14 protein-coding genes and 1 tRNA gene are annotated in these 15,944 nt (G+C 68.8%); 3 read left to right on the forward strand and 12 right to left on the reverse strand.

The features are described from left to right. Window positions 1–69 precede the first annotated feature (69 nt). From DAA40_RS02470 to polA, 5 genes are read right to left on the reverse strand one after another with little or no spacing between them, the layout of a single operon-like run. Window positions 70–1,065 (reverse strand): methionine synthase, encoded by a 996-nt coding sequence (locus DAA40_RS02470; protein WP_106848143.1) that lies wholly within the window; start codon window positions 1,063–1,065, stop codon window positions 70–72. Beyond that, window positions 1,062–2,147: a tRNA 2-thiouridine(34) synthase MnmA gene (mnmA, locus tag DAA40_RS02475; RefSeq protein WP_106848144.1), complete on the reverse strand. Its 1,086-nt coding sequence runs from the start codon at window positions 2,145–2,147 to the stop codon at window positions 1,062–1,064. Before mnmA ends, DAA40_RS02470 begins: the two co-directional genes overlap by 4 nt. A 12-nt stretch (window positions 2,148–2,159) precedes the next feature. Further along, entirely contained in the window at window positions 2,160–3,344 is a 1,185-nt protein-coding gene (locus tag DAA40_RS02480; protein WP_106848145.1) for a cysteine desulfurase family protein, read from the reverse strand. Next, window positions 3,341–4,612, reverse strand: coding sequence for an alpha/beta fold hydrolase (locus DAA40_RS02485; RefSeq protein ID WP_199849467.1), 1,272 nt, complete (start codon window positions 4,610–4,612; stop codon window positions 3,341–3,343). Before DAA40_RS02485 ends, DAA40_RS02480 begins: the two co-directional genes overlap by 4 nt. A 44-nt stretch (window positions 4,613–4,656) precedes the next feature. Then, the gene (polA, locus tag DAA40_RS02490) at window positions 4,657–7,347 is read right to left on the reverse strand and encodes a DNA polymerase I (protein ID WP_199849665.1); all 2,691 of its coding nucleotides are present in this window, start codon (window positions 7,345–7,347) and stop codon (window positions 4,657–4,659) included. 23 nt (window positions 7,348–7,370) lie between these two features. Here polA and DAA40_RS02495 point away from each other — a divergent pair, with 23 nt between their 5' ends. Then, window positions 7,371–7,826, forward strand: a complete 456-nt coding sequence (locus DAA40_RS02495; RefSeq protein ID WP_106848146.1) for a PaaI family thioesterase — start codon at window positions 7,371–7,373, stop codon at window positions 7,824–7,826. On the opposite strand, the gene DAA40_RS02500 is transcribed toward DAA40_RS02495, so the two are convergent. From DAA40_RS02500 to DAA40_RS02530, 7 genes are all read right to left on the reverse strand, one after another. Beyond that, the gene (locus DAA40_RS02500; protein ID WP_106848147.1) at window positions 7,823–8,398 is read right to left on the reverse strand and encodes a GNAT family N-acetyltransferase; all 576 of its coding nucleotides are present in this window, start codon (window positions 8,396–8,398) and stop codon (window positions 7,823–7,825) included. The two genes, DAA40_RS02495 and DAA40_RS02500, sit on opposite strands and share 4 nt — an antisense overlap. A gap of 77 nt (window positions 8,399–8,475) precedes the next feature. Then, entirely contained in the window at window positions 8,476–9,192 is a 717-nt protein-coding gene (locus tag DAA40_RS02505; RefSeq protein ID WP_106848148.1) for an ABC transporter ATP-binding protein, read from the reverse strand. A gap of 2 nt (window positions 9,193–9,194) precedes the next feature. Beyond that, entirely contained in the window at window positions 9,195–10,100 is a 906-nt protein-coding gene (locus DAA40_RS02510; RefSeq protein ID WP_234356207.1) for an ABC transporter ATP-binding protein, read from the reverse strand. Further along, window positions 10,100–11,392 (reverse strand): branched-chain amino acid ABC transporter permease, encoded by a 1,293-nt coding sequence (locus DAA40_RS02515; protein WP_106848149.1) that lies wholly within the window; start codon window positions 11,390–11,392, stop codon window positions 10,100–10,102. The genes DAA40_RS02510 and DAA40_RS02515 overlap by 1 nt, the downstream gene beginning before the upstream one ends. Then, a complete protein-coding gene (locus DAA40_RS02520) occupies window positions 11,389–12,396 on the reverse strand; it encodes a branched-chain amino acid ABC transporter permease (protein ID WP_234356208.1) in 1,008 nt (335 codons plus the stop codon). Before DAA40_RS02520 ends, DAA40_RS02515 begins: the two co-directional genes overlap by 4 nt. Before the next feature lie 101 nt (window positions 12,397–12,497). Beyond that, on the reverse strand, window positions 12,498–13,718 hold the full coding sequence (locus tag DAA40_RS02525) for a branched-chain amino acid ABC transporter substrate-binding protein (RefSeq protein WP_106848151.1): 1,221 nt from the start codon (window positions 13,716–13,718) through the stop codon (window positions 12,498–12,500). Between the two features lie 180 nt (window positions 13,719–13,898). Next, complete coding sequence (locus DAA40_RS02530) at window positions 13,899–14,504, reverse strand: ANTAR domain-containing response regulator (RefSeq protein ID WP_234356209.1); 606 nt, start codon at window positions 14,502–14,504, stop codon at window positions 13,899–13,901. Between the two features lie 104 nt (window positions 14,505–14,608). On the opposite strand from DAA40_RS02530, the gene DAA40_RS02535 reads away from it, so the two are divergent. Together DAA40_RS02535 and DAA40_RS02540 are read left to right on the forward strand one after the other, a co-directional pair. Continuing rightward, a tRNA-Leu gene (locus DAA40_RS02535) sits at window positions 14,609–14,684 on the forward strand. Between the two features lie 21 nt (window positions 14,685–14,705). Continuing rightward, on the forward strand, window positions 14,706–15,932 hold the full coding sequence (locus DAA40_RS02540) for an LCP family protein (protein ID WP_199849468.1): 1,227 nt from the start codon (window positions 14,706–14,708) through the stop codon (window positions 15,930–15,932). The last annotated feature ends 12 nt before the right edge of the window (window positions 15,933–15,944 follow it).

Raw genomic sequence — 15,944 nt, forward strand, 5'->3', positions numbered from 1 at the left:
GTTCGAGTCACCGTGCAAGGGGTCGAACGAAAAACTCTTTAGCGATCTCCGAGTGCGGGCGGCGCGGGGTTACTCGTCGACGTTGGGGGCGTTCTGCAGCTGGCGGGTAACCGCGAGGACCGCCCGGGTCGCCGCCACCGCTTCGTCGAAGGTCCGCCCCGCGAGACCGCACGCGGTCGTAACCCCCACGCGGGCACCCAGCTCAGCGCTCGCGATTCCCACTGCAGAGGCGATCTGGCGGACGCGGGCGGCCCCCTCGTCGATGTCGTGACGGCGTACGGCGCGGGCCGAGGGAACGACTCCCGCGAACACGGCGAGCCCCTCGTCCACGGCCGTACCGAGGTCGTCGTACTCGCGCTCGGTCAGCAGTGCAGCGTCGATCATGGCGGACGCCGCGCCGGCCTGGCGCAGCAGACCGAAGGGGACGCGCGGCGCGCAGGAGTGCACGATGACCGGCACACCTGCGGCGTCGATCACCCGTTGCAGGCCGAGCCCAACCTCGTGGGAGCCGATGGCGGGCAGCCGGCCGAACCCACTCGCGGTGGGGATCGATCCGGCGAGCACCGCAGGCAACGACGGCTCGTCGAGCTGCAGTACAGGTTCGGCACCAGGAATCCGTCGCCGCACCTCGTCCAGCAGGACGGCGACCCCCTCACCCAGGGACGCCTGCAGGTCGCGCAGCGCTCCCCCATCGGTCAGGAAGCGGTGACCGTTGGCTAGCTCGAGCGTCGCGGCCAGGGTCCACGGCCCGGCCATCGACACCTTCAACGGCCCCCGATAGCCGTCGGCCGCGACCTGCAGCGCGTCGAGATCCCGGGACCAGAAGTCGGCTGCGCGACGCATGTCGACTCCAGGACGCCGGGCGACGCGCCAGGCCGACGGTACGATCTCGACCGGCATGTCGACCAGCCGGGCCGCAGTCCGGCCGATCATGTCGGCCCCCGCGCCACGATCGGGGATCTCTGCCATATATGGAATATCGAGGCCCTCGCCGAACGCCAGCCGCATCGCCTCGTCGGCAGAGGTGCCAGGTAGTGACCCGACGCCTGTCGATCCGATGATCATGCGGACGCCGAGATAATCGTCGCGGAGCCGACGACCTCATCGCCGTCGTATAGCACGATCGCCTGCCCAGGAGCGATCCCACGCGCTGGGGTCAGCAGTCCGACGATCAGCCGCCCGTCGGCGTCGACCTCGGCCGTGGCCTCCGCCAGTCCCCCGTGGGCGCGCATCTGGACCGTGCCGCGCCACGGAAAGGCGGGCGGCTCGCCGTGGGTCCACACCGGCCGCTTCGCCACGACGGTCGTCACGTCGAGCTGCTCGGCGGTGCCGACGGTGATCCGGCTCTGGACCGGCTCGATGCTCAGGACGTAACGGGGCTTGCCGTCATTCACAGGATTCGCCAGTCGCAGCCCCTTGCGCTGCCCGATCGTGTACGCATAGGCGCCGTCGTGGGTACCGACGACTGCACCGGTGTCGCCGTCCACGATCTCGCCTGGCTGCGAGCCCAGCTGCGAGCGCAGGAAGCCCATCGTGTCGCCATTGGCGATGAAGCAGATGTCGTGCGAGTCGGGCTTGTCGGCCACCGACAGGCCGCGTTCGGCGGCCTCCTTGCGCACCTGCTCCTTCGTGGTGTCACCGAGCGGGAACATCGCGTAGCGCAGCTGCTCCGGCGTGAGCACGGCGAGCACGTACGACTGGTCCTTCGCCTCATCCACCGAGCGAGTCAACCGTGGGGCGCCGTCCTCGCCGATCTGGAGCCGGGCATGGTGCCCGGTGACGACCGCGTCGAAGCCCAGCGCCCGTGCGCGGTCCAGCACAGCAGCGAACTTGATCTTCTCGTTGCACCTCAGGCACGGGTTGGGCGTGCGCCCCGCGGCGTACTCCGAGACGAAGTCGTCGATCACGTCCTCACGGAACTGCTCGGCCAGATCCCACACGTAGAAGGGAATCCCAAGAATGTCAGCCGCACGGCGCGCATCGCGCGCGTCCTCGATCGTGCAGCATCCGCGGGAACCGGCCCGGACTGCCTCGGGCGTCTGCGACAACGCCAGATGGACGCCGGTCACGTCGTGGCCGGCGTCGACGACGCGCGCGGTCGCGACGGCGGAGTCGACGCCTCCGGACATCGCGGCAAGGATCTTCACAGTCGGAGGAGTCTACCCGCGTGTCCCCCGGTAGCCGGTCGCGCGGCGGGCGCGCGCGGCAGCGAGAGGCAGCGCCGCGAGCAGTCGCTCGATGTCGGACTCGGTGGTCGTGCGTCCCATCGATACGCGGATGCTCTGGCGTCCGCGCCGATCATCACCGGTCATCGCGAGGACGACGTAGCTAGGCTCGGACACCCCCGCCGTGCAGGCCGAGCCCGTCGAGATGGCGACGCCTTCGCCGTCGAGCAGCATCAGCAGCGATTCGGCGTCCGCCCCCGGAACGTGCAGGTTCACGATCGCCGGATGCGTGCCGGCCCCGTCGACGGCGTGCCCGTTGACCTCCACGCCGCCGATGCCGGAAGCCTCCCGCACGATCCGCTCCCGGAGCGTCATCAGCCGGGCGCGTTCGGCGACCCGCTCAGCCTCTGCCTCTCGCACCGCGGTCGCCAGGCCCACTGCTCCGGCCACGTCAAGGGTGCCCGAGCGGATCTTGCGCTCCTGGCCGCCGCCGTGCGCCGTCGGCACCGGTGCGAACCCGCGGACGGCGAGCAACGCGCCGACGCCTACTGGCCCGCCGATCTTGTGCCCGGACAACGCCAGGCTGGTCACCGGCAGACCACCGAAGTCGACCGCTGCTCGCCCGATCGCCTGCACCGCATCGACGTGCAGCGCGACCCCGCGTTCTGCGCAGATTGCCGCGAGAGCAGGAATGTCGTTGATGGTGCCGACCTCGTTGTTCGCCCACATCACGGCCGCGACCGCGACGTCGTCGCCTGCCAGTGCCTCGGCGAGCACGTCAGGATGGGCAGTCCCGTGCTGGTCGACCTCGACCCACCGCAACGTCGCGCCCTCGCGGGCGGCAAGCCAGTGCGCCGAGTCCAGCACCGCGTGGTGCTCGGTCGGCGGCAGCGCGATCGCCGTGCGGGCCGGGTTCGCGTCGCGTGCTGCCCAGTAACCTCCCTTGACCGCCAGGTTGTCCGCCTCGGTGGCCCCGCTGGTGAAGATCACCTCGACCGGATCCGCACCGAGCGTCTCGGCGATCTGCTCGCGCGCCTCCTCGATCGCCCGTCGCGCCCGGCGACCGGCCGCGTGCAGGGACGACGGATTGCCGGTCTCCCGCAGGGCGGCCGCCATCACCTCGATGACGCTGTCGCGGACCACGGTGGTGGCGGCGTGATCCAGGTAGACCTCACTCATTCCATGCCCCTCGCCATCCGGTCCAGTCGCTCGAAGACCGCCGCGTCGGCACGCAGCCCGTCGTGCTCGTACTGGTTGGTGATCCACGCCCGCACCCCCGGCGTACGCCGAGCGACGTCGAGCGAGGCGTCGGCGTCGACGTACATGTCGTCGTAGTAGACGGCGGCCGCGACGGGGACCTCGTTGCCTGCCAGTCGCTCGGTGTCATACAGCGGATCCCAGTCCTGCTTGCCATGCAGCAGATCGGTGACCTCGGCGTACGGCGCAAGTCCGGGCACATCGGTGAACCGCCAGCGCTCCATCATCTCGCCGGTCAGCAGGGGGTGCGCTGCATCGCGCGCCAGCGCGCGGATCTCACCGCGGGTGCGGGTGGCCGCCCAGGACGACGCGCCAGGGCCGTCGCAGTAGATCGCCTCCTGCAGGAGTGCGTACAACGGCGACGCCGCATCGTCGGTGCGCGCCGCGACGTCGGCAAGGAAGGCCGGCGTCAGCTCGTCGGCCACCAGCGCGTTCTCCAGCAGGTAGTGCAGACCGGCGCTGCCGTCGCTGCGCCCCAGCGCGATGCCGATCGCCAGCAGCCGATCAGTGGTCAGCCGTCCGCCGTCCGGCAGCATCACGGGACGCTGCAGCCTGCGAACGAGAGCATCGAGGCGGCGCCGGTCGCCCGGGAAGGCGCGGAAGTGGTTGCCGTTCTTGGCGATGACCCGCATCCAGGTACGTCGGTAGACCTGCTCGGCACTCAGCCCGATCGGAGGGACGCCGCCGGTGATCAGGCATCGCTGCAGCCCCTCGGGCGCGAACGACAGATAGCTGAACGTGATGAAGCCGCCGTAGCTCTGCCCGAGAGTGCTCCACCGCCCGCCACCGGCCACCTCGGCGCGGAACAGCTCGGCGTCTCGCACGATGGCGTCGGCTCGGAGCGCCGAGACATATCGCGCGGCACCCTCCGCACCGCGCCGGGTCACGACGGACGGCAGCAGCGGCGTCGAGGAGCCGGTTCCACGCTGGTCCAGCAGCAGCACCCGGTAGCGACGCAGCGCCGCGTCCAGCCATCCGGCCCGGTTCGTCGGGCGGGGCGCCGCCCCGCCGGGGCCGCCCTGCAGGAACAACAGCCACGGCAATGATCCCGGGTCGTCATGCTCGGCGCCGACCACCTCCCGCGCGTAGACCTCGATGGACTCGCCGTCCGGGTCGGCGTACCGCAGGGGTGCCCGCACCGAGTGGTCGCGGGCCCGGATGCCGGGCACGAGAAGGTGGTACGGGTTCACGGGCGCTCCTGTTCGTTCGCTGGTGTCCGGCCGGACGGCCAGACCTAGTGCGCGGCGTCCTCCCAGTTCGGGCCGACGCCTACCGACACCTCCATCGGCACATCGAGGGTCGCCGCCGCACCCATCTGCTTGCGCACCAGCTCCTCCACCTGCTCGCGCTCCCCCGGCGCGATCTCGAGCACCAGCTCGTCATGGACCTGCAGCAGCATGCGCGAGCGCACCCCCGCATCGCGCAACGCCTGCTCGACACCGAGCATCGCGACCTTGATGATGTCGGCGGCCGATCCCTGGATCGGCGCGTTGAGGGCCATCCGCTCGGCAGCATCGCGGCGCTGCCGGTTGTCGCTGGTGAGGTCGGGAAGATAGCGCCGCCGCCCCATGATCGTCTCGGTGTAACCGACGACGCGTGCCTCCTCGACGACATCGCGCAGGTAGTCGCGGACGCCGCCGAAGCGCTCGAAATAGGCCTCCATCTGCAGGCGGGCCTCCTCCGGGGGGATGCGCAGCTGCTGCGACAGGCCGTACGCCGACAGGCCGTAGGCCAGGCCGTAGGACATCGCCTTGATCCGGCGACGCATCTCGGGGTCGACATCGGTGGTCTCGATGCCGAAGGCGCGGGCCGCGACGAAGGTGTGCAGGTCCTCACCGGAGGTGAAAGCCTCGATGAGCCCGGCGTCCCCGGAGAGGTGGGCCATGATGCGCATCTCGATCTGGCTGTAGTCGGCGGTCATCAACGACTCGTACCCGGCGCCCGGCACGAACGCGCGGCGGATCTGGCGCCCCTCCGCGCTGCGCACGGGCACGTTCTGCAGGTTGGGGTCGGTGGAGCTCAGCCGGCCGGTGGCCGCGACCATCTGCTGGAAGGTCGTGTGCACCCGCCCGGCGTCGTCCGCGAGCGGGATCAAGCCGTCCACGACACTGCGCAGGCGGCTGATGTCACGATGGCGCATGAGCAGCACCAGGAAGGGATGGTCAGTCTGCTCCAGCAGCCCCTTCAACGAGTCGGCGTCCGTGGTGTACCCGCTCTTGATCTTCTTGGTCTTGGGCAGCCCCAGCTCGTCAAACAGCACGACCTGCAGCTGTTTCGGCGAGCCGAGGTTGATCTCGTGCCCGATGACGGCGTACGCCTCGGACGCGACGTTGGCGACCTCGTCAGCGAACTGCCTGGACAGCTCCTGCAGGTACGGTCCGTCGACGGCGATGCCGCGGATCTCCATCTCCGCCAGCAACTGCGCCAGCGGCAGCTCCATTTCGGTGAGCAGCGCTGCAGCACCCCGGTTCTGCACCTCGGGCTCGAGCGCGTCGAAAAGCTGCGTGGTGCCGACCGCGCGGGAGATCTGCTCGGCGGCGATCTGATGGTCGGCCTCCTCCTCACCTCCGTCGAGGGTGAGCTGCTCCGCGCCTGCGGCGGCCTCGGCCTGCAGCTCGCGGTGCAGGTACGCCGTGGTGAGCGCGCCGAGGTCGAAGGTGCGACGGCCGGGGTTGACCAGGTAGGCCGCGAGCGCCGTGTCGCCCGCGAGACCGTCGAGAGCCCATCCGCGCGCCGCGATCGCCAGCAGCGGGCCCTTGATGTCGTGCCCGATCTTCGGTCGCCGGGGATCGGCCAGCCAGCGGGCGAGCGACTGCTCGTCCGCCGGGTCCATGGTGTCGCTGGTGATGTCGGCGTACGCCGCTTCGGCTCCGTTCAGCGCGATCCCGGTGAGCTCGCCGGTGCCCCGCCCCCACTCCCCACGGAAGGACACGGCAGTCGACGCCTCGGAGGAGGTGTGCTGGTCGAGCCAGTCACCCAGCGTGCCCGGTGGGATCGTGACGACATCCACGTCGATCGCATCGGCGGTCACCGGCTCGTCGGAGGCCAGGACGGCATTGAGCCGGTCGCGTATCTGGCCCCGGAACTGCAGCTCGTCGAAGGTCCTGTTCAGCGCATCGGCGTTCATGCCGGAGATGACCGCCTGCTGCGGGCCCATCTCGAGCTCGAGGTCGTCACGTAACCGGTTCAGCGAATAGTTGCGCTCGACCGACGGGAGGTGCTCGCGCAGTGACTCTCCCGCCTTTCCCTTGATCTCGCCCAGGTGCTCGATGATCCCGTCGATGCCCCCGTACGCCGTAATCCACTTCGCAGCCGTCTTCGGGCCGACGCCGGGGACGCCCGGGAGGTTGTCGGAAGTCTCGCCGACGAGCGCGGCGAGGTCTCGATACCGCTCGGGCGGGACGCCGTACTTTCCCTCCACCTCGGCGGAGTCCATCCGGGAGAGCACCGAGACGCCCTGCTTCGGGTAGAGCACCGTGACCCCGCCGCCGACCAGCTGGAAGGCGTCCCGGTCACCGGAGCAGATGAGCACGTCCATGCCGTCGGCTCGCGCCTGGCGGGTAAGGGTGGCGATGATGTCGTCGGCCTCGAAGCCCTCCTTCGTCAGCCAGCTGATGCCCATCGCGTCCAGGACGTCCTGGATGCGCGAGACCTGGCCCTTGAACTCGTCGGGTGACTTCGAGCGGTTCGCCTTGTACTCGGCGTAGGACTCGGTCCGGAACGAGACGCGGGATAGGTCGAAGGCGACGGCGACGTGGGTGGGCTCCTCGTCACGCAGCAAGTTGATCAGCATCGACGTGAAGCCGTAGACCGCGTTCGTCGACTGCCCGGTCGTGGTCTGGAAGTTCTCCGCGGGTAGGGCGAAGAAGGCGCGGTAGGCCAGGGAATGCCCATCGAGCAAGAGCAGGCGCTTGTTGTCACTCACCTGGTCGAGTCTAGGGTTGTCGTATGACAAGCGACGCACCCGAAGCGAGCAACCCGCCTCATCCGCGACCGAAGGTCTTCGACGAGCGGACCGTGCCCGCGGGGCAGCTGGACGAGAAGCTCGGCATCCAGTACCTCGACTACAATCCCGCGCGCACCGTGGCGACCATGCCCGTAGCGGGAAATCTCCAGCCGTACGGCCTGATGCATGGCGGCGCATCGGCCGCGCTCGCGGAAAGCATCGGCTCGACCTGCGCCGTGCTCAACTCCGACGGGGCGGTCTGCGTGGGCGTTCAGGTGCTGGCCAACCATCACCGCGCGGCCCGCGCGGGCGTCGTTACCGCGGTCGCCAGGCCGGTGCACTCGGGCCGGTCGTTGAAGACCATCGCCATCGAGATCACCAACGAGGACGACGAACTGGTGTGCTCGGCGCAGCTCACCGCGATGGCGCTGCCGAAGGCGCCGGGGGCACGCAGCTAGCCCAACGAGGAGGAGCGGCCGCGGATCCGGCGCCGGGCGGTCTCACGGGCGGCCACCGGCTGACCGAGGCCGAGGGTCCGTCGCAGGGTGCCGACGGTCGTGACCCGGCGGTGCTCCATGGGCATGAAGCCGGCCTTGGCGAAGTACCGGTTGACGTCGCGTGACTCGTTGGCCACGCCGACGATGACGTACTCGGCGGAGAGCTCCTCCGCGAACCGGGTGACCGCCGCGAGCAGCTCTCGCCCCACTCCGCGGTGCCGGCGCTGGTCGGGCACGACCAGATAGTGGACGTCGATCGCCGGGCGCCCGACCAGCGAGCTGAACAGGTTCTCGGAGGTGACCGCGAAGCCGGCGATCTGCCCACTGCCGGTCTCGATCGCGAGCAGGGTGCGAAACTCCGGGCTCGCGATGACGGCGGTGAAGTCGGGAGTCGGACCGCCGGGCGGATCGAGGACCAGTCGCGAACCCGAGGGCAGGCGGGCCTCGGCGGCCATCGCGTCCCGCACCATCGAAGTGATCGCGTCCGCGTCCTGCGCGGTCGCGTCTCGGATGAGTAGCGATCCCCTGGTCATTTGCACCTCGACCGTCCTGAGCACCTGACCGACACAACCTAGCACCGGTCGTCTCGCTGGGCCGGTCGACCGGAATGCTAGCCCTGCCCGCCGAGGTAGGCGTCGATGATGCTCTGGTCGTGCAGCAGCTCCTTGCCGGTGCCGGACTTGGTGACCGCTCCGGTCTCCAGGATGTAGGCGCGGTGCGAGCGCGACAGCGCGCCCTTGGCGTTCTGCTCCACAAGCAGCACGGTGACGCCCTCGCGGTTGATGGTCGAGATGATCTCGAGGATCTGCTGGATGATCTTCGGGGCCAGGCCCAGCGACGGCTCGTCGAGCAGCAGCAGCCGGGGCCGGGACATCAGCGCGCGGCCGATGGCGAGCATCTGCTGCTCGCCGCCGGACATCAGCCCACCCTTCTGATCCTTGCGCTCCGCGAGCCGCGGGAACAGCTCGAAGACGTGCTCGACCATCTGGTTGTAGGCCTGCTTCGACTCGAACTTCCGGGCGTAGGTGCCCATGTCGAGGTTCTCCAGGACGGTCATCCCCGGGAAGATGCCGCGTCCCTCGGGCGCCTGACAGATCCCGGCCTGCACGCGGTGGTGCGGCGCCATCCTCGAGATGTCCTCGCCCTCGAAGACGATCGAGCCGCGGGTAAGTGGACGCACCCCGGAGATCGCGCGCATGGTGGTCGTCTTGCCTGCTCCGTTGGCGCCGATGAGGGAGACGACCTCGCCCTCGTTGACCTGCAAGTCGATGCCGTGCAGCGCCTCGATGGCGCCGTAGTTGACGACGACGTCCTTCAGCTCGAGCATTCCTACTCCCCGTCCTGGTCGGTGTCGTCGTCCACGCCGAGGTAGGCCGCGATGACGGCGGGGTCGTTGCGGATGTCCTCGGGAACCCCCTCGGCGATCTTGCGCCCGAACTCAAGGACGACGATCCGGTCGGTGACGCCCATGACCACCCGCATGTCATGCTCGATCAGCAGCACGGTGTAGCCCTGGTCGCGGATCTCCTGGATCAGCCCCATCAGCTGCACCTTCTCGGCCGGGTTGAACCCGGCCGCAGGCTCGTCGAGGCACAGCAGCTTGGGCTCGGTGGCCAACGCGCGGGCGATCTCCAGGCGGCGCTGGTATCCGTACGGAAGCGATCGGGCGGGCTCGTGGGCGCGGTCGGCGATGCCGACGAACTCCAGAAGCTCCATTCCCCTGTCGTAGGCGATCCGCTCCTCGCGGCGGTGTCGAGGCGAGCGGAAGACCGCGCCGGCGATCGAGGTCTTGTGCCGCGCGTCGATGCCGACGGCGACATTCTCCAGGGCCGTCATGGACGCGAACAGCCGAATGTTCTGGAAGGTGCGCGCGATGCCCATTCGGGTGATCTGGTTGCGCTTCATCCGGCGCAGCGGCGTCCCGTCGAAGATGACCTGGCCCGAGCTCGGCGTGTATACACCGGTCATCGCGTTGAAGCAGGTGGTCTTCCCGGCCCCGTTGGGGCCGATCAGGCCGAGGATCTCACCGCGCTTGATGTCGAAGCTCACCGAGTCCATTGCCTTCAGGCCGCCGAACTGCATGGTGACGTCCTGCAGGCTCACCAGTGTCTCGCCGACAGCGGCATTCACATCGCGCTCGAGGTGGACGTCCATCTCCGACTGGTCGACCTGCGTGAAGGTGTCGACGGGGTGCTTGATCGCGCCGATGTCGTCGGGGTTGGTCGACATGCTCATCAGCGGTCTCCTCCCTTCGGCAGGCCGGGTCGGTCGTCGCCGGCGATGCCGTCCAGGTCCCCGGGACCGTCGTCGAAGGGCGGCCCGCTCTCGTACTTGTGCATCGGCGAGGTGCCCGGGACCACGTGGGCGCTCTGACCCTCGACGTCCGTGTCGGGCTCGGTGTGTCCGGTGATCACGGGGTCTGTCACCGGGGGTATGTCGGGCCCGGCACCCATCAGGCGGTGCCGCGCCGGCAGCAGGCCCTGCGGACGGAACAGCATGATGATGATCAGAACGACGCCGAAGATCAGGTATTTGTACTCGGCGATCTCGGCGAAGCGAGCCGGGATGTAGGCGACCAGGAAGGCGCCGATGATGACGCCGAACTTGTTGCCTTGACCGCCGAGCACGACCGCGACAACGAAGAAGATCGACGACACGACATCGAATTTCTGGTTGTTGACGAACTGCACCTGTCCGGCCATGAAGGCACCGGACAGCCCACCGACTCCCGCGCCGATCGCGAACGCCCACACCTTGTACTTGAAGGTCTGCACACCCATGATCTCGGCGGCGTCCTCGTCCTCGCGCAGCGAGATCCAGGCACGGCCGACGCGGGACTTCTCCAGGTTGTTGGTCGCCCAGATGACCAGCGCGATCATCAGCAGCAGCGCCCAGTACCACCAGACGCCGTAGTTGAATGCGCCCTTGTTGACGTTGCCGGTCGAGAACACGCCGTTGGGCAGCTCGTCGGAGGTGAGCACCCGCGGGTAGTCGATCTGCTTGAATCCGCCGTTGCCCTTCAGCCACGGGATGTTGTCGGCCGCGAGCCGCACGAGCTCACCGAAGCCGAGCGTCACGATCGCCAGGTAGTCGCCTCTGACCCGCAGCGTGGGTATGCCGAGGAACAGGCCGCTGATTGCCGTGATCACGACGGCGATGGGCACCGCGGCGAACCAGTTGATGCTGATCGTGTCGGCCCAGTCGCTGCCTGAGCTGGTCAGCAGCGCGACCACATAGGCCGCGATCGCGTAGAAGCCGATGTACCCGAGGTCGAGCAGTCCCGCGAGCCCCACCACGATGTTCAGCCCGAGCGCGATCAGTGCCATGCGTGCGCATTCGGCCATGACCAGCGCGAAGTCGTTGGGGCCGCCGGACAGGCCCGGTGGACGCAGGATCGGGAGGACGACCAGGAAGGCCACCCCCGCCAGGGTGAGGGCGATCTTGGGGCCCTTGCCGAGGTCGTCCCACCAGCGCACGACCGGGTTCGGGTGGGTGCTGCGGACCGGTGCCGCGTTGGTCGCACTCATACTCGAGCCTTTCCGAGCGACTCACCGAGGATGCCGGTGGGCCGGAACATCAGGATGAGGATCAGCAGGACGAAGGCGATCGCGTGCCGCCACTGGGCGCCGAAGAGCACCTGGCCCCAGTTCTCCGCGATGCCCAGCAGCAGGCCACCCAGCAGCGCCCCGCGCAAGTTGCCGATGCCGCCGAGCACCGCCGCCGCGAAGGCCTTCAGGCCGAGCAGGAAGCCGGCGTTGTAGACCATGGTCTGCGGGACGTAGACGCTGTACAGCAGCGCCGCGGCGCCGGCGAGCACGCCACCGAAGAAGAAGGTGATCATGATGACCCGCTCGGGGTTGACGCCCATCAGGGTCGCCGTGGTGGTGTCCTGGGAGACCGCGCGGATGCCGCGCCCGAGCTTGGTGCGATTGACGAAGTAGTCGGCGATCACCATCAGCAGCACCGCGGCCCCGATGATGACCAGCTGTAGGTTGGTGACCTCGGCGCCCAGGAAGGTGAACTGGGTCTGGGCCTCGACGAGGCGGATGGGCCGTTCGGGGACGGCGCCACGCCAGACGAAGAAGATCTGCTGGATGACGAAGGACGCGCCGATCGCCGTGATCAGGAAGACCAGCGGCGGGGCACCCTTCTTGCGCAGCGGCCGGTAGGCGATCCGCTCGACCGCGAGCGCGGTGCCGCCTGCGGCGAGCATCGAGATCAGCATCGCCAGCAGCAGGTACCCGAGGGTGAGGCCGGCGCCCTGGTCGTAAGCATCGGCGCTGGGTGAGAAGCCGAGCGCCTGCAGCACGAAGTACTGCACGAACAGGCCCACGAGGAAGACCTCGGAATGGGCGAAGTTGATCAGACGAAGGACGCCGTACACGAGCGTGTACCCGATCGCGACCAGCGCGTAGATCGCTCCGACGGTCAGGCCGCTGACCGTGTACTGCATGAAGTTGTTGAACAGGCCTTCGACGTTGAAGGTGATCCAGTCCACGGCGAGCAGGCTCGCCGACGATGCCTCTAGCACCATGTGCTCCGTGGGGTCGCTGGCTGACGGGCCCGCACGCGTCCGGGGCGTAACCGATGCGGCTACGCCCCGGAGCGTGCTGGCTACTGGGCAGGCAAGGGCTACTTGACCTCGTAGACCCAGATGTTGTTCTCCTCGAGCTCGCCGGTGCCGTCCCACTTGTAGTGGCGGGCAAGGCCGTCACCGTCGTAGTTGGTGACGAACTCGAGCATCGCCTCGCGCGTCGTGGCGCCGGAGTCGATTCCCTTCAGCATGATCGTGGCCAGGTCATAGCCCTCGGTCGAGTAGACGCCGGGTACCGCGCCGCCGGAGACCTCCTCGTACTCGGCTGCGAAGTCCTCCGGGGCCGGCCCGCACGGGCAGGACAGGATGGCGCCCTTGGACGCCGATCCGGCGCCGTCGACGAACGCCGGGTCGTTCACGCCGTCTCCGGAGACGAAGGTGGCCTCCACGCCGCCCTCCTTCAGCTGCTGGGCCAGGGGCGCGGCCTCGGCGTAGTAACCGGCGTAGATGACGGCGTCCACGTCGGCGTCCTTGACCTGGGTCACGATCGCCGAGAACTCCTTGTCCTTGGTCTTCGTGTCCGCCTCGCAGGTGACCAGGTCACCGAGACCGGTCTTCAGCTCGGCGGCGAAGCCCTTGCCGTAGTCCGAGTCGTCCTTGATCAGGCAAACCTTCTCGGGCTTCATCTCGTTCTTGACGTATGCCGCGAGCGCCGGGCCCTGCACCGCGTCGTTGGCCAGGCCGCGGAAGAAGGTCTTCCAGCCGTTCTTCGACAGGTCCGGGTTGGTGGCCGAGGCGCTGAGCGCGGGCAGGCCGGCGTCGGCGAACTGGCCGCTGACCGCGTTGGTCTCGCCGGAGAACGCGGGACCGAGCAGCGCGATGACGGACGCGTCGCCGATGATCGACGGTGCGACCTGGGTGGCCTTCTCCGGGGCGCCCTCGGTGTCAAACTCCTTGACCTCGACCTGGCAGTCGGGGTTGGCGTCGTTGTGCTTCTTGATCGCCACCTCCATGCCCCAGCGGATGTTCTTGCCCAACGCGGCGTTGTCACCGGTCAGGGCACCCGCGAAGCCGAGGGCGATGCCTTCGCACTTGGCGCTGCCATCGCCTGCCGGGTCGGCCGGTTCGGCGTCCTCCCCGGCCTCGACGGGCTTGCCTTCCTTGTCAATCTGCTGCAGCGGCTGGATGGTGAGTTCGTCGGACGAGCCGCCACCCCCGCCGTTGCCACCGGAACCGGTCTCCTTCTCGCCGCACCCGGTCAGCGCCAGAGCGACGACTGCGCTCACGGCGATGACTCCGCGGACCGAATGACGCGCCACGCGCACCTCCTGATCACTTTGACGGTGCTGGGTGCGCGCACGTCGCGGGCAGCTTCCGGCATCGTCAAGGAGAACAAATTAGCGTCGCACGATTACCAATTTGTTAAGTGGCACTGCTCCGTTATGCAACAGCAATAATGTGACCGGCGTCGCGTTACCTGCGAGTAGGTGTGATATGGGTCAACCGCGCAGTGAGTGGTCTAGCACCGCCTCGGCCACCAGCCTCATCGACGTGCGGCGCTCCATCGCACTGCGCTGAATGAAGCGAAACGCCTCCGGCTCGCTGAGCTTGTGCACCGTCATGAGGTAGCTCTTGGCCCGCTCGATGAGCTTGCGCGTCTCGATCCGCTCGTTCAGGTCGCCGATCTCCGCCTCCAGAGCGCGCATCTCGGCAAAGCGGGCGTAGGCCATCTCGATCGCGGGCGTCAGGTCGGCCTGCGAGAAGGGCTTGGTCAGATAGGCCATCACGCCGGCCTTGAGTGCCCGGTCGATGAGGTCGCGCTGGCTGAAGGCCGACAGGACGACGATCGGCGCGATCCGCCGCTCGCCGATGACCTCGGCCGCACTGAGACCGTCGACCCGGGGCATCTTCACGTCGAGGATGATCAGATCCGGCTGCAGCGCCTCGGCCAGCTCGATCGCCTCCTGGCCGTCACGCGCCTCACCGACCACCTCGTAGCCCTCGTCACGGAGCATCTCGCGCAGGTCCAGACGGATGAGCGCCTCGTCCTCGGCGATCAGAACGCGCAGGCGAGCGGGTCTGCCGTCCTCGGGCTCGGTCTGCACTTGGTTCAAACAATCCTCGGCTTCGCGCGTCGTCGTACGCGCAGGTGACGTGTCATTCGATACTCTAGTCTGCGGCACTCGGCGGAATCGTCGAGACGCGAGACGGCCCCGTAGCCCAACGGCAGAGGCACGGTGCTCAAACCACCGCAAGTGTCGGTTCGAATCCGACCGGGGCTACCAACCGATCAGCGAGGCGCAACGATGTCCTATTCCGAGGATCCGGATCGCACCCGCGAGCTTCCGGCCAGCCTCGATCCCCGCGGCGTCCCCGACGCCGACCCGTACGACCGGACGCGTCCCCTCCCGCCGCCGCCCGGGCCTCGCGATCCCTACCGGGGCGCGGCGTACGACCCGCGCTATGACCGCCAGCGTCCGCTGCCCCCCGCCGAGCCGGCCTATCGCCCGCCACCGGGCGAGCGCGGGTATCCGCCGGTCCCGCCCCCAGGTCGCGGTGCTCCCCCGGCAGCCCCGCGACCGCGGCGCAAGCGCCGGGGGCTGCGGATCTTCGCCTGGCTGATGACGGCGCTGCTGCTGGTGGTCGTCGGGTTCGTGGTCTACCTCGATTTCTCCCTCAACCGCCAGGACGTCCTCTCCGACTACGAGGGTCGACCGGCCGAGACCCCGGGCACGACCTGGCTGCTGGTGGGGTCGGACTCGCGCGAGGACCTCACCCCCGAACAACAGGCCGAGTACTCGACCGGCGACGTCGAGGGCAAGCGCACCGACACCATCATGCTGCTGCACGTGCCGGACTCGGACGCGCCGCCCACGCTCGTGAGCCTGCCCCGCGACACCGTGGCCGAGATCCCTGGCCACGGCGAGCAGAAGCTCAACGCGGCCTTCTCCTACGGCGGGGGCGCGCTGCTCACGCAGACCGTCGAGGGGCTCACGGGCATGCGGATCGACCGGTACGCCGAGATCGGCTTCGGCGGCTTCGCCGGGGTCGTCGACTCGGTGGGTGGCGTGGAGATGTGTCTCGACGAGCCGATGAACGACCCGAAGGCCGGACTGGACCTGCCGGCCGGATGCCAGACGCTCAACGGCGCCCAGGCTCTGGCGTACGTCCGCACCCGCGCCAGCGCCAATGCCGACCTGGATCGCATCGACCGGCAGCGCCAGTTCCTCTCGGCACTGCTCTCGAAGGCCTCCAGCCCGGGCACGCTCGCCAACCCGCTGCGCTCGGTCCCACTCGCGCTGAAGTCGACCGGGACGCTGATCGTGGACGACGGATGCCACCTCTGGCACCTGGGCAGCATGGGTATGGCGATGGGCTCGGGCGAACTGGTCACGACGACGGTCCCGATCGCCAGCACCCCGACGACCGACATCGGCTCGGTGGTCGTCTGGGACGAGGACGCAGCGATCGCGTTCTTCGATGCCCTGCGCGCCGACCAGCCCATTCCGGCGGAGCTGATCACCGGCGGCTGATGCGGGGTTAGG

The organism is Blastococcus sp. Marseille-P5729 (assembly GCF_900292035.1).
GTDB lineage: Bacteria > Actinomycetota > Actinomycetes > Mycobacteriales > Antricoccaceae > Cumulibacter.